This is a genomic window from Rhodoferax sp. ZS1R25 (assembly GCF_056521335.1).
In genome coordinates, this window is the sequence record NZ_JBWMAZ010000001.1 from 560,999 (window position 1) to 580,632 (window position 19,634).

At 59.9% G+C, this 19,634-nt stretch carries 19 protein-coding genes; 11 read left to right on the forward strand and 8 right to left on the reverse strand.

Annotated features, from left to right (window positions below; genetic code table 11):
• Window positions 1–28: 28 nt before the first annotated feature.
• Genes AC097R_RS02660 through AC097R_RS02670 form a run of 3 tightly spaced genes read right to left on the reverse strand, consistent with a single transcriptional unit; the run spans window position 29 to window position 3,175 of the window.
• Window positions 29–610, reverse strand: a complete 582-nt coding sequence (locus AC097R_RS02660) for a DUF1439 domain-containing protein (RefSeq protein WP_479596052.1) — start codon at window positions 608–610, stop codon at window positions 29–31.
• 1 nt (window position 611) lies between these two features.
• Window positions 612–2,750, reverse strand: a complete 2,139-nt coding sequence (locus AC097R_RS02665) for a TPR end-of-group domain-containing protein (RefSeq protein ID WP_479596053.1) — start codon at window positions 2,748–2,750, stop codon at window positions 612–614.
• Between the two features lie 23 nt (window positions 2,751–2,773).
• Window positions 2,774–3,175 carry a VOC family protein gene (locus AC097R_RS02670; protein WP_479596054.1) on the reverse strand — a complete coding sequence of 134 codons (402 nt, stop codon included), beginning with the start codon at window positions 3,173–3,175 and terminating at the stop codon, window positions 2,774–2,776.
• Between the two features lie 120 nt (window positions 3,176–3,295).
• Between AC097R_RS02670 and AC097R_RS02675 the strand changes: the two genes are divergently transcribed.
• The 3 genes from AC097R_RS02675 (at window position 3,296) to AC097R_RS02685 (ending at window position 5,132) form a co-directional block, all read left to right on the forward strand.
• Window positions 3,296–3,763: a CreA family protein gene (locus AC097R_RS02675; RefSeq protein WP_479596055.1), complete on the forward strand. Its 468-nt coding sequence runs from the start codon at window positions 3,296–3,298 to the stop codon at window positions 3,761–3,763.
• A gap of 150 nt (window positions 3,764–3,913) precedes the next feature.
• Window positions 3,914–4,465 (forward strand): DUF2569 domain-containing protein, encoded by a 552-nt coding sequence (locus tag AC097R_RS02680; RefSeq protein WP_479596056.1) that lies wholly within the window; start codon window positions 3,914–3,916, stop codon window positions 4,463–4,465.
• Between the two features lie 100 nt (window positions 4,466–4,565).
• A complete protein-coding gene (locus AC097R_RS02685) occupies window positions 4,566–5,132 on the forward strand; it encodes a YdeI/OmpD-associated family protein (protein WP_479596057.1) in 567 nt (188 codons plus the stop codon).
• A gap of 81 nt (window positions 5,133–5,213) precedes the next feature.
• Here the strand turns inward: AC097R_RS02685 and AC097R_RS02690 are convergent, their stop codons facing one another.
• From AC097R_RS02690 to AC097R_RS02700, 3 genes are all read right to left on the reverse strand, one after another.
• Window positions 5,214–6,380: an HNH endonuclease gene (locus tag AC097R_RS02690; protein WP_479596058.1), complete on the reverse strand. Its 1,167-nt coding sequence runs from the start codon at window positions 6,378–6,380 to the stop codon at window positions 5,214–5,216.
• Between the two features lie 141 nt (window positions 6,381–6,521).
• Complete coding sequence (locus AC097R_RS02695) at window positions 6,522–8,159, reverse strand: TIGR02391 family protein (protein ID WP_479596059.1); 1,638 nt, start codon at window positions 8,157–8,159, stop codon at window positions 6,522–6,524.
• Window positions 8,143–9,201 (reverse strand): DNA cytosine methyltransferase, encoded by a 1,059-nt coding sequence (locus AC097R_RS02700; RefSeq protein ID WP_479596060.1) that lies wholly within the window; start codon window positions 9,199–9,201, stop codon window positions 8,143–8,145. The genes AC097R_RS02695 and AC097R_RS02700 overlap by 17 nt, the downstream gene beginning before the upstream one ends.
• Window positions 9,202–9,566: 365 nt before the next feature.
• On the opposite strand from AC097R_RS02700, the gene AC097R_RS02705 reads away from it, so the two are divergent.
• The 3 genes from AC097R_RS02705 (at window position 9,567) to AC097R_RS02715 (ending at window position 13,002) form a co-directional block, all read left to right on the forward strand.
• Window positions 9,567–10,712: a GGDEF domain-containing protein gene (locus AC097R_RS02705; RefSeq protein ID WP_479596061.1), complete on the forward strand. Its 1,146-nt coding sequence runs from the start codon at window positions 9,567–9,569 to the stop codon at window positions 10,710–10,712.
• Window positions 10,713–10,751: 39 nt separating this feature from the next.
• Window positions 10,752–11,531, forward strand: a complete 780-nt coding sequence (locus AC097R_RS02710) for a substrate-binding periplasmic protein (protein ID WP_479596062.1) — start codon at window positions 10,752–10,754, stop codon at window positions 11,529–11,531.
• 88 nt (window positions 11,532–11,619) lie between these two features.
• Window positions 11,620–13,002, forward strand: coding sequence for a DUF2314 domain-containing protein (locus AC097R_RS02715; RefSeq protein WP_479596063.1), 1,383 nt, complete (start codon window positions 11,620–11,622; stop codon window positions 13,000–13,002).
• A 30-nt stretch (window positions 13,003–13,032) separates the two neighbouring features.
• Here AC097R_RS02715 and AC097R_RS02720 read toward each other — a convergent pair whose 3' ends face one another.
• Window positions 13,033–14,616 carry a methyl-accepting chemotaxis protein gene (locus AC097R_RS02720; protein ID WP_479596064.1) on the reverse strand — a complete coding sequence of 528 codons (1,584 nt, stop codon included), beginning with the start codon at window positions 14,614–14,616 and terminating at the stop codon, window positions 13,033–13,035.
• A gap of 166 nt (window positions 14,617–14,782) precedes the next feature.
• Between AC097R_RS02720 and AC097R_RS02725 the strand changes: the two genes are divergently transcribed.
• On the forward strand, window positions 14,783–15,580 hold the full coding sequence (locus tag AC097R_RS02725) for a substrate-binding periplasmic protein (protein ID WP_479596065.1): 798 nt from the start codon (window positions 14,783–14,785) through the stop codon (window positions 15,578–15,580).
• 71 nt (window positions 15,581–15,651) lie between these two features.
• Window positions 15,652–16,431, forward strand: a complete 780-nt coding sequence (locus AC097R_RS02730) for a substrate-binding periplasmic protein (protein WP_479596066.1) — start codon at window positions 15,652–15,654, stop codon at window positions 16,429–16,431.
• On the opposite strand, the gene AC097R_RS02735 is transcribed toward AC097R_RS02730, so the two are convergent.
• A complete protein-coding gene (locus AC097R_RS02735; RefSeq protein WP_479596067.1) occupies window positions 16,432–17,055 on the reverse strand; it encodes a hypothetical protein in 624 nt (207 codons plus the stop codon).
• Window positions 17,056–17,206: 151 nt separating this feature from the next.
• Between AC097R_RS02735 and AC097R_RS02740 the strand changes: the two genes are divergently transcribed.
• The 3 genes from AC097R_RS02740 to AC097R_RS02750 all read left to right on the forward strand — a co-directional run bounded on the left by AC097R_RS02740 (window position 17,207) and on the right by AC097R_RS02750 (window position 19,621).
• Entirely contained in the window at window positions 17,207–17,938 is a 732-nt protein-coding gene (locus AC097R_RS02740) for a GntR family transcriptional regulator (RefSeq protein WP_479596068.1), read from the forward strand.
• A 10-nt stretch (window positions 17,939–17,948) separates the two neighbouring features.
• Window positions 17,949–19,079, forward strand: a complete 1,131-nt coding sequence (nagA, locus tag AC097R_RS02745) for an N-acetylglucosamine-6-phosphate deacetylase (RefSeq protein ID WP_479596069.1) — start codon at window positions 17,949–17,951, stop codon at window positions 19,077–19,079.
• A 95-nt stretch (window positions 19,080–19,174) separates the two neighbouring features.
• Entirely contained in the window at window positions 19,175–19,621 is a 447-nt protein-coding gene (locus AC097R_RS02750) for a GyrI-like domain-containing protein (protein ID WP_479596070.1), read from the forward strand.
• Window positions 19,622–19,634 lie beyond the last annotated feature (13 nt).

Below are 19,634 nucleotides of genomic sequence, written 5' to 3' on the forward strand. Positions count from 1 at the left end.
GTTTGAACACGCGGCCCGGCCTACCTAGTCACGGCAGCGGCTTAGGCACAAACCCAATCGTCAGCCCCTGGTCCGTCACGGTGATGCTGCCGGGCTGCATGCCCAGGCCGTCGGGCAGGGCCAGGTCTTGCGGGCGCATGCGGTGCACCACCACCTCCAGCAGCACGCGCTCGGCCAGGGCCGGGCCATACACGTTGATCAGCGCCATGGCCGCGGGCGGCAGGGTGGGGAACTGCAGGCGCTTCAGGCGCAGCTGGTGTGCGCGCACCGTGCGGTCCGTCGCCTCGTAACGCAGCGCAAACTCCACGTCCAGCGTGCCCTGGTGGCTGCGGTTCAGCGCGGGGCCCGCGGCCTCTACCACCGCCTCGGCCCCCAGCCGGTTTTGCGCGGGCAGCAGGCGTAGCGCAGGCACCTGCACATCCAGATTCAGCAGCCCCGGCACCGGGTAGCGCAGCGGAAAGCGCTGCCCCACTGAAGCCTGCAGCGCCGCCATGGACACCTTGTAGTGCGGCTGCGCGCCAGGCTCGTCTTCTGCCTCGGGCTCTGCCGCCCATGCCAGCCGGGTGAGCGGCAGGCACAACAGGGTGGGGAGAAACCAGCGGCGGCGCATGTCAGGTCTCTGGCTGGGTGGCCGCCAGCACCTTCAAAAACTCCGCGTCCTTCCAGTACTTCTCAAAGTCGGAGTCGGCCATGAACTGCTCTTGCCGCTTGCCCAGGCGGCGGGCGGCGGTGATGCTCTCCAGCATGTGGGGCTTGTCGCCGGCCACGGCGTAGTGGCAGGCCAGGTTGTACATCAGCGTGCCGTTGGTCTGTTTGGCCGGGTCAAACTTGGGGCCTATCAGCGTGGCCATCACCGCGGGCACCAGGTCCTTGTCTTGCGGCAGCAGCTGGCCGTAGATGGCCAGCGTCTGGCTGGCGATGACGGTGATGTTGTAGGGCTGGCCGGGGTCTTTGCTGTAGTGGCCAATGTAGGGGTGCACCTCTGCCAGGTAGTGGCGCACCAGCATGCCCGCCGCCTTGAAATCCTTCTGCCCGTTGTAGGCGTTGATCAGCTCTGCGTAGGCCGCGGTCACGTTGGGCGCCAGTGCCTCGGCGTGCTCCTTGTCTTGGGCAAATGTCTGCGCCTGCTTCAAGAACGCGGGCAGGCCCGCAGCACCCGGCACCTTGGCCGCCGCCGTGGCGGTTTGCAGTACGCCGCGCAGGGCGTGGTCTGACACCTTCTCTGCCGGCGGCTTCATCACGTAGGTAAAGCGCGCCTTGGTCAGCGGCAGTGCGGTGCTGCCGCTGCGCAGCAGCACCTGCATGCCGTCCATCGTGCCCAGGTTGGGCACCTGCACCACCAGGTCCAGCGGCGTGGTTTGTACCTTGTTGGTGCGCAGCGTGTTGAAGGCGATGGCGGTCTCCTCCGCATCCAGCGTCACGCGCAGCGCCGTGCCTTCCAGCTCGTACGAGGTGCTCCACTGCACCAGCAGCGCCGCGGGCAGCTGGCGCAGGGCGGGCCACAGCGCCAGCACGTCCACCGTGGGGCCTTGGTCGGCATAGTGCTTCACCTTGGGCGCGCGCAGCCAGTAGTGCGCGGGTGCGGTGGCGGGGGCAAACTCCACCATGCCCGTCACCGCCGCATTGCGCGTCTCGGGGCCTTCAAACACGGGGCGCCACTCGGGCATCAGCCCCTGCGTGGCGGCCGGCTGGCCCGTGCCCTTGGGGCGCACCACATACAGGCCAATGTCTTTCTCGTAAAACGGCAGCAGCGCCGATTCGCCCGATCGCTCCATGTAGGTGCGCATGTGCTGAGTGAACCAGGGGCTGGTGCCCGGCGCTATGGGTGCGGGGTCCCACCAGCGCATGTCGGAGAAGCGGTAATCGCCCCGCGCATTGGCCACAAAGGTCTTGAACTTGATCACCTCTTTGCCCACATACAAATCGGTGTGGGCATCGCCAAACCAGTAGCGGTCTGGCAGCGAGCCCGGCACCCCCCAGGCCTTCAGCGCCAAGCCGATGGTGGCGCCAAACACCTGCCCGCCCAGGCCCTCTTCCAGGTGGTACTTGCGCCGGTCAAAGCCCGTCACCTTGGCGCGTGGGGGCGGGCTGTCGCTGTAGCCCTGAAACTGCTCGGGCTCTACCTCTTGCCAGGCCTGGGGCCGGGTGCGGTGGTCCTTCAGGCAGGTGGCCTTCCAGCGCAGCGCCTCGGCCGAGTGGGTGCGCTGGTTGCAGTAGTCGTCCACATCGTCGTGGTGCGCGGTGATGTCCATGATCTGCGCCTTGCCCGCCTTCCAGATATAGGCCCAGGCCGTGGTGTTGGTGTTGCCAAACTCCACCACATCCGCCTTGTCCAGCGTGGCCCGCAGCTCAGCGGGGCTCAGCGCATTGCCATTCAGGGGCGCGCCATAGGCCTTGCGCTGCCGCTCACCGGTGAACACCCAGTCGGTATAGAACAGCGGCGTGAACGCCACGCCGGAGGTGAACAGGTCCGACGGCGTGCGCAGCGAATCCACCAGCTCGCCCTGCGCGCTGAACTTCCACAGGTAGCCCCCCGCCGCAGCCACCACCTGCTTGGTGCGCGGAATGGCAAACAGCCCCTCCACCTCGCCCTGCAGCACCTTGCGCGCCTCCAGCGTTTGTGAGGCGGCCAGGTTCTCGTACAGGTGGGGGTAGGGCTCGGGCGGCTTGGCACCCAGCAGAGAGCTGAAAAAGGTCAACATCAGAAAGGCGCCCAGGGCGCGGGGGAATCGTGAGGACGGGACGGACATGGCCCCATTAAACCGTGCCCGGCTCAGGCGGCAGGCTTGGGCGGGCGGTGTAGCGCGCAGATCTTGTTGCCATCGGGGTCACGCAGGTAGGCCAGGTACAGCGTGCCCACGCCGTTGTCGCGCCAGCCGGGCGGCTCTTCGCAACTGGTGCCGCCATGGGCCACGCCCGCCGCGTGGAAGGCCTCGGCCTGCGCGGCCGATTCCATCTTGAAGCCAATGGTGCTGCCATTGCCATAGGTGGCGGCCTCGCCATTCAGCGGCTCGGTGATGCAGAAATTGCCCGTGGGGCTGCGGTAGAAATAGCGCTGCACGATGCCGTTGTGGTTGCCAAGGCCGGGCCCAATGCCCAGCGTGCCCAGCAGGGCGTCGTAAAACAGCTTGGACTTTTCAATATCGCTGACACCTAGCATCACGTGGCTGAACATAGCAGTCTCCTTTTTTTGATTCGTCGGGATGGTACGCCAAGCCCTTTCCACGGTCATCCGCGCTCCTGCTAATCTTCTTCCAGTCGCCCTTTTCAACCCAGACAACCCAGAGAGTTCGCCATGCAGAAACTAATTGCTTCCTTGCTGCTGACCAGCGCCGCGCTGGCCGCTAGCGCCGAGACCATTGGCAGCGTCAGCACCACCTTCAAACTGCTCAGCCCCAACGACAAAGTGGTGGTCGACGTGTTTGACGACCCGGCGGTGGACGGCGTGGCCTGCTACTTGTCGCACGCCAAAACCGGCGGCTACGCCGGTGCGCTGGGGCTGGCAGAAGACACGTCAGACGCCTCGGTGGCCTGCCGCCAGGTGGGCCCCATCAGCTTCAAAGAGAAGATCGACAAGCAAGACGAGGTGTTCAAGGCCAGCGCCTCCTTCCTGTTCAAGCATGTGCGCGTGGTGCGCATGGTGGATGTGAAGCGCAACACCCTGGTCTATATGTCGTACTCCGACAAGATCATCGACGGCAGCCCCAAAAACACCGTGACCGCAGTGCCGGTGCCGGCGGAGCAGCCTATTCCGCTTAAATAGGTTTATAAGAGAAATTGGGCTGTAGCCCCCGTGGAATATGTGCCAGCAGCTATGAAATACATAGCGAATTGGCAGCATTCCGCCATCGCCAGCACAGCCGGGCCAATAATCGCTAATCAAAAAACCAGGCAACTTCAGGGAGTACAAAAAATGCAAGACGCCAACCACCTCGACATCAATTTGGGCACCCTGCAACCCAGTGGATTGGGGGGCTGGTTGATACTGCCCAGCATGGGCCTGCTGGTGAGCCCGCTGCTCATGGCGAAATCAGTCTATGACGCCTACTCCCCCCTCATGAGTACGCAAACCCTGGCGCTGCTCGCCAACACACAACTGCCCAGCCATAACCCCAGACTGCTCCCCGTGGTGGGACTGGAATTACTCGTCAACATTGCCTTCCTCCTTTTCACCTTGGCAATCATTCCCAAGTTTTTCAAAAAACAGGCCAGCGCTCCCACACTCATGGCGATTTGGTACGCAGTCTCAGCTGCCATACATGTCCTTGACATCATCCTGACCGACTTCGCCGTCTCAAGAACAAGCGTAGACGCGCAACTGACGAGTGATGCCATCAAAGCAGTCTTGATAGCTGCCATCTGGATCCCCTACTTCATGCGATCCATACGGGTGAGGAACACTTTTGGACAGAATGCGTTTGGCAAAACATCCACTACTGCAAACAGCGCATCCGCACCGGCGTAAATTTCATCAGCCAGCCTAAATCGTTTTGAATCAAAAATAGGATTCATAAGATAAATCTGGCTGTAGCCCCCGTGGAATATGCGCTAGCAGCTATCAATTCATGAGCAAACCAACCCACCACACGTTTGAAACACCCGAGCAACTGCACGCCTGGTTGCGGGCCAACCACGCCAGCGAGACGGAGCTGTGGGTGCGCATGTTCAAAAAGGGCACGGACAAGGCCTCCGTCACCTGGGACGACTGTGTGGTGGCCGCCCTTGCCTGGGGCTGGATCGACGGGATTCGCAAATCCTTCGACGACACCTCGTTTGTGCAACGCCTGACGCCGCGCCGCGCGCGCTCCAACTGGTCGCAGAAAAACGTGCAGCATGCCGAGCGGCTGATAGCGCAAGGGCACATGCAGCCCGCCGGCCTGGCGCAGGTGGAAGCCGCCCGCGCCGATGGGCGCTGGGCTGCCGCCTACGCCGGCAGCGCCACCATGGAGATACCCGAAGACTTTTTGGCGGCGCTGCAACAAGACCCCGCAGCCCACGCCTTCTACGCGACCCTCAAGCGGCAGCACCTGTTCTCGATCTACCACCGGCTGCACAGCGCCAAGCGGCCGGAAACCCGAGAGAGGCGCATGGCGGAGTTGTTGGCGAAGTTGGGGCGGGGCGAGAGTCCTTGAAATTTGCGGCCAACGCGAGGGGCCTGCAAACGCTAGCGCTAAATGTGTACTTCAATGTAGGCGGTGCTTCGAGCCCATCATTTAGTTCTTTAGAAAGCCTTTATCGAACTTCCAATTCAAGCGACGAATTAGCTCTTCAATTGTCAGCACCTCCTTCTTGCGATGCAACATCGAATGGCAATTCGGACAGACGGGGCGTAGGTCATTTTCTGGATCTAATTCGTAGGACTCTCCTACTGAATGTATAGGACGCAGATGGTGAACATGGATAAACCCCTGGCCCAATTTGCCGTACACCATTTGAAAATCAAAAAAGCACACCACGCACTTTGTTCCCCATCGCTTGATACATCTTGGTTTCGCAGTTGGGTCGCGCTCATATGCGTTCACAACGATCTGCTTTTTTGCGCCTTCAACCACGTTTGAAGCGTCAGTCACTTCCTCCGCGATTTCAACGGTTGGAGTCAACTCAGTGAACAGCTCTTTGAGAAACGCAGTCAATCTAGGTGTGACATTTGCACCGATGTTCTGTTGAGGCTTCAATCCGCTCAACCAATTGAGTCCACGCGAGTCAAGTAAAAATGAGATGTTTTGCATGCGGCGCTGAAAGGCGCCCTCTGAACGACCAAAACGCTCAGCGAGTTGAGTGTAGTAATGGGATTTGACGTAGCGCTTCCTGGCCGCGTCAAGCCGCATCATTTCCGTGTAGCTTTGGATCGAAGCAAGGAGTTCTTCGTCTGTCCACCCAGGGCCTTCCTCCGTTTCTTTGAGTTCTTTGACGTCAAAGTTTTTCAGCATACTTGGCACTGGCCTAGTGTTTTTCACTGTTTTGTGGGCCACCATATGTTTATCTAACATTGCCACAGCAATTGGTGTGCTCAAAACGGCGTAGAGCATGCCGTCCTCTTCTATGAGATCTTCTATCGGGAAAACAACGTCGGAGCGGAATTTGCCAATGCTGCGCGAACTGTTTTTTCCAGTTGGAGCCGGGTCAGCAATTACGGTGTACGCGGAAATTCCACCGCGCCATATTGTTCGTAAGTGATCCTTACGCTCATTCCCTCCGGCTCGCCTACTTGACTCCCACTGGGGTTTGAAGACAGTCACTCGATGCGGCTCGTCTTTCATTTGATCGCTCCAGGAACGCAGCATCACAGCCTTGTTGTTAGCAGCGCCCCAAGACGTCCTGTTGTTGCGCAACTGAAATCCGAGCACTTCAAAGAACTTGCTGATGCCCACTTTCGACATACGTTTCCTTGCTCATTCGTCAACCATGTTGTCTAACCGCGGAGGAGGCGCCAGTAGGAACGGAGGAGCGATGGCTACACGGGTACTCCATTAGCTTTGGCCGCATTGCAAATGTCATTCGTTTGGCGATCTAAGTCGAGCTTAGGGTTTGGGTGAATTCTTCGAGTATTCGAGTTTGTTGGCTAAATAAGAAACCAGGCTCAAGATGTTTAAGCAGTCAAGCTCCGAAATCAAGTTCGGTACGATCGCAGACATCGGCCCATGGTTAATTGGATTGCGGAAGCCTTGCATAAGGCCGCGCGTCAGAGTGCTCTGCCCTTCCTGTATGTTGCGCAGAGATTCGGTGCTTAGATCGTTCACAGGGATGATGGGAGGGGTCACCAAGGTCTTCGACGTCTTGTCGAAATTGAAATTGAAAGTGCTACCCAAATCCTGCCCATCTTTATCCGTGGCGGATAGCTGTCGAATTAGTTCGGCGTACAGCTTGGTACCTTGATCAGCCGCATGTCCGTATTGTTGATTCTTGTAGTAGTCAAGAACCCCATCCTTGATAGATGTGTGTAAATGACGCCAGTGCAATAAAGGGTATTCCGGAACAATTGCATAAAGTGCTCGCACAACGGGGGCAAACGTTTCGGAGACCTCTTCACTTTCCCCCATTTTTTTTACAATCGCCTCCACGGAACTTTTGACGTCATTGGGCAGAGTGCTAAACCACAACTCCTTGTTGATGCCAATTACTTCTTCAACAGCGCTGTCTTTTTTACTAGCTCGGCGCTTTCTCCAATCCTGACCAACTTCGGAAATGAGTGTGGTGAGAAATCCTCGAAATTGACTCATTTCAGGCTGATCCCAGTTAAGCGCCTGCCTATTTGTGGAAATTACATCCTCGTTAAGCAAATCAATGAAGTCCGCTTTAATCCACCCAGTCAAGTATTGATAAAAATGACTTGAGGTACTTTCTGAAAAATACTCTGGGGCATTCACCAATTTGCCTCGTGAAAAAAGCGCAATGCCACGTAAGCCAGAATTTGGTGGAATTGGAGTTTTTCCGGTTGTAAGAAATACTTTCACTTTTCCGAAGTATTCGCTGTCGGTAGGTACTAGATCCTCTTCACTCCATGTAAATTGCTGCTCGATGTTGGAGTACCGCCTCTCGTTCGAAACGGTTGTTTCGCGATCTTTGCCATTTCTGAGTTTGATACTGAAATTAGAGTCAACTATGAAAATGCGAGAGAGACTGTCAGCAATAGCTTCCAGATCAAAAGGGCTGCGACGGTTCAGATCTGACAATTGGATGATGGTTTTGGAACCTTGCACCACTTCCTTGTCGGTCTCATCAACCTGAGGGTTGTACGTGTCAGAGGATGCCAAGAGTGCTTCCCAGTTCAGCCGAAATCTATTTCTAAGCCCGTTTTTGACTGTCTCAACACTGATCTCTTTGGCAAGTCCGAACAAAGCCAACTTGCCCAGCCCCTTTTTTCCTGTAGCCAGCCTACCAAACTTAGAGGACGGGTTATCTCCTTCATCTTTGCGTCTGTTTCTACCAATGACTAAGAATTTTTCTTGAATGTCTTGTAAAGACATCCCCGTTCCATTGTCTTGAATGGTGATGGCTTTGGGTGTGCCATTTTGTTCAAAAAAATCGATGAGGACTTCACTGGCGTCTGCATCGTAGGCATTGGAAATTAGCTCGGCCAAAGCGGGGGGAAGGGTCGAGTACATCTTGACCCCAAGATGCTCAATGGTTTTGGGATCAAATTTAAGCGACAGACTCACTAGTAACCTCCCGGAGATGATTCAAATACTCGGTTGCGTGTTGTTTGATGAACTCAGGCGGGAGTGCATTTCCAATCATCAAAGCTACCGCGTCTTTTCCCTTTGCCAAGGAGAAAATGTAATCAGTAGGAAACGTCTGAAGAACAGCTGCTTCTCTGAGCGTAATTGCACGGTCTTGATCGGGATGGATAAAGCGTCCCTTTGATGGGTTGTGACATCCTCCCGTAATTGTTGGTGAAACATCATCCCAAGACATTCGCCCGTAGACGTCCTTATAGCTACCTTCGCTTTTTTTATGACATTCAAGCCAGTATTCTCTTGGGATGTCTGATCTGGATCCACCATTCTTTGGCACCAACGACATTATTTTTCTAACTTTTTCGCTGCGCTGCTCGCCAATATCATGTAGACGATCACCGCTAGTGCCTACGGGCAAGAGTTTGGAAATTGCAGCTCTTACGGTAGTTCTTGCTACAGCTGATTGCGGATTGGCTATGTCACCAAAGCGTGAGGCCTTCACTATTAGCCTACGACGGCGCTGGGGTACACCGTAGTTGGCAGCATCCTTCACTTGAGCAAACTGCTCATTGATTACATAACCTAGTTCAGCGAGTTTTTCGCGTAGTTTGGAAATGCGCCAATCTTTAGCTAAACCTGGAACATTCTCCAACATGATAGTTTTCGGTAGAGTGATCTCAACAATTCTTAAAAATTCAAAGATCAGCTCGTTTCGATCGTCGGTGATTGACGCTACTTTATTTCTGGTGCGTTGCGTCGAAAAGCCCTGGCATGGTGGACATCCAGCCAAAAGGTCTAAATCCCCTGGTTTGATTTTCAAACCAGACAGTATTTCCTTGGCTGTTAGTTTTTTGATATCACGTTCATATAGCTTGATAGTGGGGTGATTTGCACGATAGGTTTCCGCGGCAGTCGGATTAATTTCGACGCCCGCGAGTACTTTGAATCCAGCATTCTTCAGTCCAAGTGTTAGCCCACCTGCCCCACAAAATAAATCGATAGCTGTGAATTTTCTTTTCGCCATAACGAAGTGTATTTAGTTTGAGTGAGCGTCAGTGCGTTGCAATTGTCTGGTCGCGCACAATGGGGGGAGTCTTTGTGGCGAGAAAATCCACGACCAGCTGAGGCCAAAACGAGCGCTGCGATATAGCGACTGTTCGCCGCTGGTCATGCGCGAAACGCACGAACCTAATGAAGGAATAAGCGTTGCCATTCCGGTTCACCCCCCTGAGTGACTTGTATCTTTATGTAACCATAATGCCAACAAAGCCGGCGTGCGGCTAGGGGATTTTCGCGGGGTGTGGGCTTTTTACAAACGAAAGTGGCCTGTAGCCCCCGTGGAATGTGCGCCAGCAGCTATCAAAACCATAGTGATTCAGGGGAGCCCACATGCGCGAAGACGCCGTTTCTGACCAGGCCCAGGCCGCTACCCACCGCGACCGCGCACGCATCGATACGCTGGTGCTGTTGTTTGAGCAGTCGTTTCCGGCGCTGTTCCAGAGCCTCTTCATGGGCACTGTGCTGTGTTGGACGCTGTGGGGCCATGTGGAAGGCCAGAAGCTGCTGGTCTGGATGGGCCTGCTTTGCGCGAGCTCATTGCTGCGCCTGGGCATGTACGTGCTGTACTTTCGCGCCAAGCCCACCGGTCCGGCTGTGCTGGCCTGGGAGCCAACCTATGCGGTCACGCTCATGGTGTCGTCGCTCATCTGGGGGGTGGGCATGCTGTGGCTGATGCCGCCGGACGATGTGGCGGGGCAGTTTGTCATTCTCTTTTTTGTGGCGGGGCTGATGGGCGGCGCCATCGTGGCCTACTCCGCGCACCGCGGCATGACCATTGCCGCCATGGCGGCTGTGCTGGTGCCCAGCACGGTGTGGCTGTTTTTCCAGCCCAGCCAGATTGCGCTGGGCCTGGCCGTGGCGGCCACCACCTTCATGCTGGGCGCGCTGCGCGGCACCCACGTGCTGTCCACCGCCATGCAAACCCGCCTGCACCTGAGCTACGAGCTGCGCCAGGCCAACGAGGTGGCCGACCGCATGGCCCGCACCGACGAGTTGACCGGCATCAACAACCGCCGCGCCTTCATGGAGCTGGGCGAGCAGACCAGCCGCCTGTGCCACCGCCAGGGCAACCCGCTGAGCGCGTTGCTGATCGATGTGGACCACTTCAAGAAGATCAACGACACCCACGGCCACAGCGCGGGCGATGCAGTGCTGAATCAGATTGGCGCGCTGCTGGCGCATCAGTTTCGTGCGGCCGATGTGTGCGGGCGCATAGGCGGCGAAGAGTTTGCCGCACTGCTGGCCGACACAGACACTGCCGCCGCCGCCGCCCTGGCCGAGAAGCTGCGCCAGGCGGTGGCCCACGTGTCCATCCCTTGGGAGGGGCGTGTGCTGCAGGTCACCATCAGCATCGGCGTGGCTACCCACGGCGGCCACCTGGGCACCCTGCTGCAGCGCGCCGACGCAGCCATGTACCAGGCCAAGTCCAGCGGCCGCAACCGCGTGGTGTGCCACGACGGTGGACCTTCGTCATAGGGCGTGGCTATACTGCGCCAAAACTATGTCGTTGGGCCCATGGACCACCTCTTGCGTCTTGTTGTTTGCATGCTCGCGAGCTGCTGTGCGCAGGTGGCACTAGCCTGCCCATTCAGCATTGTCTATAGCGACCAGGCCTCCCCGCCCTACTACCTGGGGGAGGGCGAGGCCATCCCCGCCAACCCCGGCATCGCCGTCGAGCTGCTCACGCTGGCAGCCACCAAGATGGGTTGCAAGATTGAATGGAAGCGCCTGCCCAACCGGCGCGCCCTGCGCGAGCTGGAAAGCGGCGCGGCCCATGCCATGCTGCTGTTGTCTTACAGCCCCGAGCGCGCCGCCTACGCCGCTTACCCCATGGTGGGTGACACGCCCGACCCGACCTACAGCCTGGCGACGCTGAGCTACAGCGTGTATGTCAAAACCGGCTCCACCTTCAAATGGGAAAACCGGCAGTTCAGCCCGGCGCAGGCACTGGTGGGGACCAATGCGGGATATTCGGCGGCGGACGAGGTGCGCAAACTGGGCCTTAGCGTGGAGGAAGCGCCCAGCACCGCCAACAACCTGCAGAAGCTGCAGATGGGGCGCATCGCAGCCTACGTGGGGCAAGACCTGCAGGTGGATTTGGTCATAGAGGACAAGCACCTCACGGGTGTGCAAAAGCTGCCCGTGCCGTTTTCGTCCAAAGACTACTACCTGCCGTTCTCCAAGCAGTTTTTCGATAAGTCACCCGCCAGCGCCACCCAGCTGTGGAAGCACATTGCCGAAGCACGGAAAACCCACGGCAAAGCGCTCGCCAAGAAATACCTGGACCTGTACTAGCGCTTTAGCCGTAGGCCAGCGCAGGGTGGTCGTCGGCTGTGCCAGGTTGCTTTGCTATCCTGCCCACTCTTCCACTTCAGTCTTCGCCATGCTCTCTTCGCTGTTGTCGCTCCGGCGCATTCTTGTGCTTTCGCTCATCGTTGTGCATCAGTGCCTGTTTGCAGTGGTGCATGCGGCCACTGGGCAGGCGTTGCCGGCATCCGAGTGGCAGCGCCCGGCCACCGCCTATTCGTTTGCCTTGTATTTCTCCGAGAAGAAAGGTGCGGGCCCGGACAAGCTGGCGCGTGAATTGGCGGGCAACTCGCAGTATGGTTTTCAGGTGGTTGCCAAGGTGGAAGCGGGTGCAAAGCCCAGGAAGTTCCTCACGCTCAAAACTATAGCGGGCAATGTGGCAACGGAGTACAAACCTCCGTCCGTAGAGAACTTGAAATACTTTGGCAGGGGGCTAAACGTTGCGCAGGCGGAGGCATTGCAAAAGTCACCCCAAGTTTTGGTTCTGGTGTTTGCCGTTCCCACGCGTGATGTGCTTGCTGGTCTGCGTAAGGCAAGTGAATTGGTTCTTCGTTTGGCCAACGAGACGGACGGTCTGATCTGGGATGAGGAAACGCGCGAAGTGTTCTCGCCAGACGCCTGGAAGAAGATTCGGCTGGATACATGGGAAGGGCAATTGCCAGACGTCACGCGCCACATCACCATTCACGCCTACAACGACGGCGGTAAGGTACGGGCCATTTCCTTGGGTATGAGCAAGTTTGCGCTGCCGGATCTTGTTGTCACCGAAATGGTCTGGTCGCTGAGCAACCCCCTGAGCAGCACCATCAACGCAGTTGCGCAGAGCTTGGTTGAAGGTGCAAGGCCCACTGATGCTGGACAGTTCGATGTGCAGGTCGCCTCCATCCGGCATGCGGCGCTGCGGTCCAGGATAGTAAGCACCATCTTGAACAAGGGGACAGGACGCGGACAAGTCTTGTTGCAGAAGGCAGAACCGCAGGAAGGTGATCCAGACAACACGTTGGCAGAACTGCGGTTTGATGGTTCCGCAGGTAAAGACGTGACCAGCCGCCAGACTACTTTCATTACGAACGTTTTCGGCGCTCAAGAGGACAAGGTCATCCTTCGGAAGAAGAACGATGCGGCATTGCTGGAAGCAAGCGAACGGGCGAAGCAGAAATTGCCCGCACTCAGGGCAGCTTTTCAGGTGGGTCTGCAGCCAGGGGAAATCATCATGCTGAAGGCGCCATTCACCTCAACACAAGGTGGCGTTGAATGGATGTGGGTCGAGGTCATCAAGTGGCCTGGTGAGCAGATCACGGGAATGCTTCGCAACGAACCGCGCTACGTGCCTTCGCTCAAGGTGGGCCAAATTGTTGAAATCAAACAAAGCGATGTCTTTGACTACATCCGCCGCACCCCTGATGGCAAGCAAGAGGGCAACGAAAGCGGCGAGATTCTCAGCAAAGCGCAGCAATGAAATAACGCGGGCGCCTAAGGTCCGCGCCGCCTAGCCGTAGGCCAGCGCAGGGTGGTCTTCGGAGCCACCCAGCTTGAAGGTGGCGACCACATGCACCAGGTCTTGCGCCTGGCTCTTGAGGCTGCTGGCTGCGGCGGCCATTTGCTCCACCAGCGCGGCGTTTTGTTGGGTGGCGTGGTCCATCTGCGTCACGGCCTCGCCCACCTGGCTTACCCCGGCAGACTGTTCGCTGCTGGCGGCGCTGATCTCACCCATGATGTCAGTCACCCGGCGGATGCTGGCCACCACCTCGGTCATGGTCTCGCCCGCCTTGTCCACCAGCGCGCTGCCTTGCTCCACGCGCTCCACACTGGTGTTGATCAGCATCTTGATCTCTTTGGCGGCGTCGGCGCTGCGGCCCGCCAGGCTGCGCACCTCGCTGGCCACCACGGCAAAGCCGCGGCCCTGCTCGCCCGCGCGTGCGGCCTCCACCGCCGCGTTCAGCGCCAGGATGTTGGTCTGAAACGCGATGCCGTCGATCACGCTGATGATGTCGCTGATCTTGCGGCTGCTCTCGTTGATGCCGCGCATGGTTTGCACCACCTGGCCTACCACCTCGCCACCCCGCACGGCCACGGTGGACGCGCTGCTGGCCAGCTGGTTGGCCTGCTTGGCGTTGTCGGCGTTGGCCTTCACGGTGGAGCTGAGTTCTTCCATGCTGGCGGCGGTTTCTTCCAGCGCGCTGGCTTGCTGTTCGGTGCGGGCGCTCAGGTCGTGGTTGCCCTGGGCGATCTCTGAGCTGGCGGTGGCCACGCCTTCTGAGCCCTGGCGCACGCGGCTCACCACGCTGCGCAGGCCGTTTTTCATACTGTCCATGGCGCGCAGCAGCTGGGCCAACTCATCCCCGCCGCTGGTGTTCACCTGCACGGTCAGGTCGCCCGCGGCCACGGCTTCGGCCAGCGTTACGCCCTGGGCCAGGGGCCGGGTGATGCTACGGGTGATGGAGTAGGCCATGACGATAGAGGCCAGCACGGCCAACACAATGGTGGTGCTGACGGTGATGCGCGCGTTGCGCGCCACCACCTGGGCGCTGGCCCAGCCGTCGGCGGCCACCTTGGAGTTGTCGTCGATGATGGCGGTGACGTCGGCCAGCGCGGCGTTAAACGCCACGGAGCTTTCTTTCTTGTACATCTCAACAGCCGGGGCCTTGCCGTCGGGGCCGCTGCGAAGGGATGCCACTATCTTCTCGTTGGCGGCCAACCAGGCGGCGCGGTGTTCCTGGTACTTGACCATGGAGGCCTTCTCGGCCTCCGAGTCCATCAGCGGCAGCATCTTGGCCTCCAGCTCGGCCAGCTTCTTTTTGCCGGTGGCTATGCGGGCCTCTTGGTCGTCAATCTCTTTGGGGGTGTCGGAGATCATCAGTCGGGCCTCGGCCCGGCGGATGTCGTTGATGTAGCCGCGCACCGCAGAGCTGACCTCTACGCCGGGCAAAAAGTTGGTGGCCAGGTCTTCGGTGTTTTGTGTCACCTTGCCCAGCTGCAGCAGGGCCACAATGCCCAGCACGATGGTGAGAAGGGCTGCGACAACAAAGGCAATGCTCAGTTTGACGCCGATCTTGATATTGGCCAGGGGCATGTTCAACTCCAATCAACTGGTGACACAGTGAAAGAAAAAGGCACGGCAACGATATTGCCCGGTTCGCCTGCTTTGCGCAAACAAAACCTGTGCCATTTGCTGCATACAGCACCCCAGTGCGATACTTTGCCGGCGCACAACTGTGTTTCTGAATTGGAGGATAGGTGTGACACACCCTGCGATGGTCCAGTCCATGCTGCGGGCTCTCTGGGGGCGTTTATTGGCTGTGTGCCTGCTGTTGCCCATCTGCCTGTGCGGGATGCAAGCCCTTGCCGCCGAACCCGCCGGCCCCTTGATCCTGGGGGGCGCTGCGGATCCCGCCACCTATGCCAACCGCTGGTCCAAGCTGGTTTTTCAGGAAGCATTCCGACGTCTGGGTGTTGCGGTCCAAATCGTCAACTACCCCCTGGCGCGCCGTACCCTGATGATGGATGCGGGAGAAATCGACATCGATGGGGGGCGCGTGCATGCCTACGGTGAAGCGCACCCCAACCTGGTTCGCGTGGAGGAGCCCTTTGTTGAGTACAGCTTTGCCCTGTACACGGCCAATGCGGCGTTGCGCCTGCATTCGCTGGACGATGTGCGCAAGTCCGACTGGCAGGTGGAATACCGGCGCGGGATCTTGTTTTGCGAGACGATATTGAAACCCTTGCTTCCTGCGGACCGGCTGTCCGACATTTCCAACGAAGAGCAGGGGATCAACAAGCTGTTGGTGGGGCGCACCGATCTGTATTGCGATCTGGATTACCCGGTGCGCGATGTATTGAGCGCGCCGGGCTTCACAGGTGCGGCGCGGGTTCGCAGAGTCTTGGGCTTGGGCACGATCCCGATCTACTTGTATATGCAGCGCAGGCATGCGGAGCTGGCACAACGCCTGTCGGAAACATTGAAAAAAATGAAAGCCGAAGGGCTCATAGAGGCGTACCAGGCACGGGTGGCGGACGAGATGGGACGGCCTCGATAAAGGCTTGACACCGTCTGCCCACGCGCAATACTGGGCACCGGCTGCGCGCGGTACGCAGCGGGAACACAAGCATGACACGTTGGGCGCTCTGGGTGGTCGCTGCGCTGGCCTTGGCGGGTGGCCCGGTGGAGGCACAAAAACTGCGCGTGGCTTTTTCCGACATCGAGGTCTCGCCCTACCAAATGGGTGATGGCCTTCGCATGGCCGACCCGCCCGGTGCCATCGTGGAGCTGGTCAACCTGGTGGCCAAAGAGATGGGGCTGGAGGTGGTGTACGAGCGATCCCCCCAGCTGCGCAGCTTTCGGCGCCTGCAGAGCGGCGATATCGACGCCGCGTTTGCCTACTCTTACGCGGCCGACCGCCTGCCCTATGGCCGCTATCCCATGAAGGACGGCAAGCCTGACGAAGGCGCGCGCGTGTTCAGCCAGTCGTATGTGTTCTACCGGCTCAAGGGCTCGCCCTTCACCTGGGATGGGCGCACGGTGTCGGGCCTGGGCGAGGGCGCCATTGGGTTCAACTCCACGTTCTCCATCGGCGCCGAGCTGACGCGCTGGGGCCTGAAGACCGAAGACGCCAAGACCACGGAGCAGAATTTTCAGAAGCTGGCGATGGGCCGCATCCAGGGCTACGCCATGCAAGAGCAGGCGGGTGACAGCTACCTGGGCGCGCACCCCATGCACGATGTGGAGAAGATCGCCATACCGCTGGAGACCAAGGCCTACTACCTGGTGCTGAGCCACCAGTTTGTGGCCCAAGACCCGCTGCGGGCCGAACGCCTCTGGGCCCGGTTGGGCAAGCTGCGGCAAGAGAAGATGCCAGAGCTGCTGCGCAAGTACGCGCCGCCGCAGTAACTACAAGCCCAACTGTCCCTTCACCACGGCCAGCACGGTGCCGCCTGCGGCCTTGGCGGCGTCCTTGGCAAAGCTCAGGGCCGTGTCTTTGAACAGCTTTTTGCGTGCGGCGGCGTCTTTGGTGTCCTTGGCCTTGTCGTAGCCCGCGCGGAAGGCGGCCAGTTCCTTCTTGCCAAACAACGATTCGAGCACCTGGAACAGCCCGTCGGCCGAGACGCGGATGATCTCGGTGCTGAAGGGGTGGTCGAAGATGTGCTGGTAGATTTTCAGCTGGCCCTGCAGCCAGTTTTTGGCCAGCGTGTCTTCGATGATGAGGCAGATCTTGTCGCCCTGCGGCTCCAGCGATGCATTGGCCAGCGCGGCCAGCAGGCGCCCGGCGGCCTGGTCTTCCACTCGACCGCCGAACTTCAGCGCGGCCTCGTACCGCAGCTTCTTCACCTTGGCCACGGGGGTCTTCAGGCGCTCGCTCACGGTTTGGTTGTTCAGCCGGGCCAGCGGACCCGAGCCGTCCAGGCCGTGCTGGTCCAGCAGGTGCATCACCAGCGCGTCAATGTCGGCCTTGGGCATGGAGCCCAGGCCCAGCTGCAGGTAGTGGTTCAGGAACTCGGTTTCAAACGTGGCCATGGCGGTGCGTCCCAGGGGTGGCAGGAGCGCAAACTCTATCAGATTGGCCGCTAGCCCCCGTGTTCATTGCGCCAGCAGCTATACAAAACATAGCGTTACATTTGAGTGGTATTCAAGTGGTACTATGCACATAAGCCACCCCCACGCCCCCATGTCCGCCCTTCCTCTGTCCTCCACCGCGCCGCCCGACGGTTCGCCGCTGTACCTCCAGCTGGCGCGCCAGCTGGAGCAGGGCATCCGTGCGGGCACCTACCGGGTGGACCAGGCGCTGCCGTCGGAGCGCATGCTGTCTGAGTCGCTGGGGGTGTCACGCATCACCGCGCGCAAGGCGATTGCAGTGCTGGTGGACCAGGGCCTGGTGCTGCGCCGCCAGGGCTCGGGCAACTTCATCGCGCCGCGTCTGGAGCAGCCGCTGTCCAAGCTGGCAAGTTTTTCAGAAGAGCTGCGCCAGCGCGGCTACATGCCCAGCAGCAGCTGGATCACCCGTGAAGTAGCCACCGCCAGCGTGGCCGAGCGCGAGGCCCTGGGCCTGGCGCGCGGTGCCCGCGTGGCGCGGCTGGAGCGCCTGCGCCTGGCCGACGGCGTGCCCATGGCGTATGAGCGCAGCACTGTGTTGCTGAGCGCCTGCCCGCGCCCGCAAGACCTGGACGGCTCGCTCTACCTGCACCTGGCGCGCAGCGGCTTGGCGCCGGTGCGCGCGGTGCAGCACATCCGCGCCGTGAATGCCGAACCCGCCATGGCCGCGCAGCTGGGCATTGCCATCAGCGCGGCCCTGCTGTGGGTCAGCCGCACCGCCTATTTGCCCGACGGCGTGGCCGTGGAGTGCACCCAGTCGTACTGCCGCAGCGACTACTACGACTTTGTGGCCGAGCTGAAAACTTAAGGACATCGCCATGACGACATTGCAGACCCGCATCGAAGGCCACATCCTCACGCCCACGGGCTTTGTACACGGCGCACTCACGCTGGATGCACAGGGCCGCATTGCCGGTATCAGCGGTACACCGGTGGCCACCGCCGCGGTGCGCGACAGCGGCGTGCCCATCGTGCTGCCCGGCTTCATCGACCTGCATGTGCACGGCGGCGCGGGCCACGACATCATGGAAGGTGGCGACGCGGCCCTGCACGTGGCCACGCTGCATGCGCGCCACGGCACCACGTCATTGCTGGCCACCACCATGACCGCGCCGCAGAGCGACCTGGACACGGCCTTTGCCGCCATGGGGGCGCTGTGCCAGCAGCGCGCGCCCAACGCCGCGCGCGTGCTGGGCGTGCACCTGGAGGGGCCCTACATCAGCGAGGCCCGCCTGGGCGCGCAGCCGCCGTTTGCGCGGCCCGCCAGCTTTGACGAAATCCACCGCCTGCACGCCATGGCGCCCATCCGCCTGATCACGCTGGCGCCCGAGGTGGGTGGCAACCACGACCTGATCGCCCAACTTGTGGCCGAGGGTTTCAAGGTGCAGCTGGGCCACACCACCGGCAGCTACGAACAGGGCGTGGCCGCCATGCGCTGCGGCGCCACGGGCTTCACGCATTTGTTCAACGCCATGTCGGCCTTGCACCACCGCGAGCCCGGCATGGTGGGCGCCGCGCTGGCGCACGCCGAGTTTGCGGAGGTCATCCCCGACCTGCTGCATGTGCACCCCGGCGCCATTCACACCGCGCTGCGCGCCATCCCCAAGCTGTACTGCGTGACCGACTCCACATCCGCCGCCGGCATGCCCGACGGCGACTACAAGCTGGGCCGCCACACAGTGACCAAGTGCATGGGCGGCGTGCGCCTGGCCGACGGCACGCTGGCCGGCTCGGTGCTCAGCATGGACCAGGCGCTGCGCAACCTGGTGGACACGCTGGGGCTGGATTTGGCGGATGCCTCCAAACGCGTGTCCACCTATGCGGCCGACCACATGGGCCTGCAAGACCGCGGCCGCTTGGCAGCGGGCGCCTGGGGCGATGTGGTGGTGCTGAACCGTGATTTGGTGCTGCAGGCGGTGCTGGTGGAAGGCCACGCGGTCGCCCTGTAAAAGCGGCTGTTGAACTTTGGCGGTGCAACTCCGCAAGAAATGTCTGCTCGGTGTTTTTAGACTGACCCGGTGTTCAAACCCACCGGAGTTTTTTGATGAAAACAGAGCAATTGTCCCAAGCCATCCACGTCATCGGCATCGAGCTGCGCACCACCAACCTGGAGGCCATGCAGACCATTCCCCCGCACTGGCGGCGCTTTGGCCAGGAGGAAGTGCTGGCCCACATCCCCACCAAGCTGAATGGCGATGTGGTTGCGGTGTACACCCACTTTGAAAACGCGGGCGTCAACAACACGGGCCTGTATTCGCTGGTGATCGGCGCCCCAGTGCCGGCCAGTGCCGAGGTGCCCGCAGGCATGGTGCGTGTGGTCGTCCCCGCGTCCAAGCGCGCGGTGTTTGATGTGGAGCCGGGCCGCATGGACCTGGTGGGCGCCAAGTGGATGGAGATTTGGGGCCATACCGAGCTGGCCAAAACGGTGATTGCCGAGTACGAGCATTACAGTGCCGATGGCAAGATTGCCATCTCTATTGGATTGCAATAGGCCTGCAGTAACG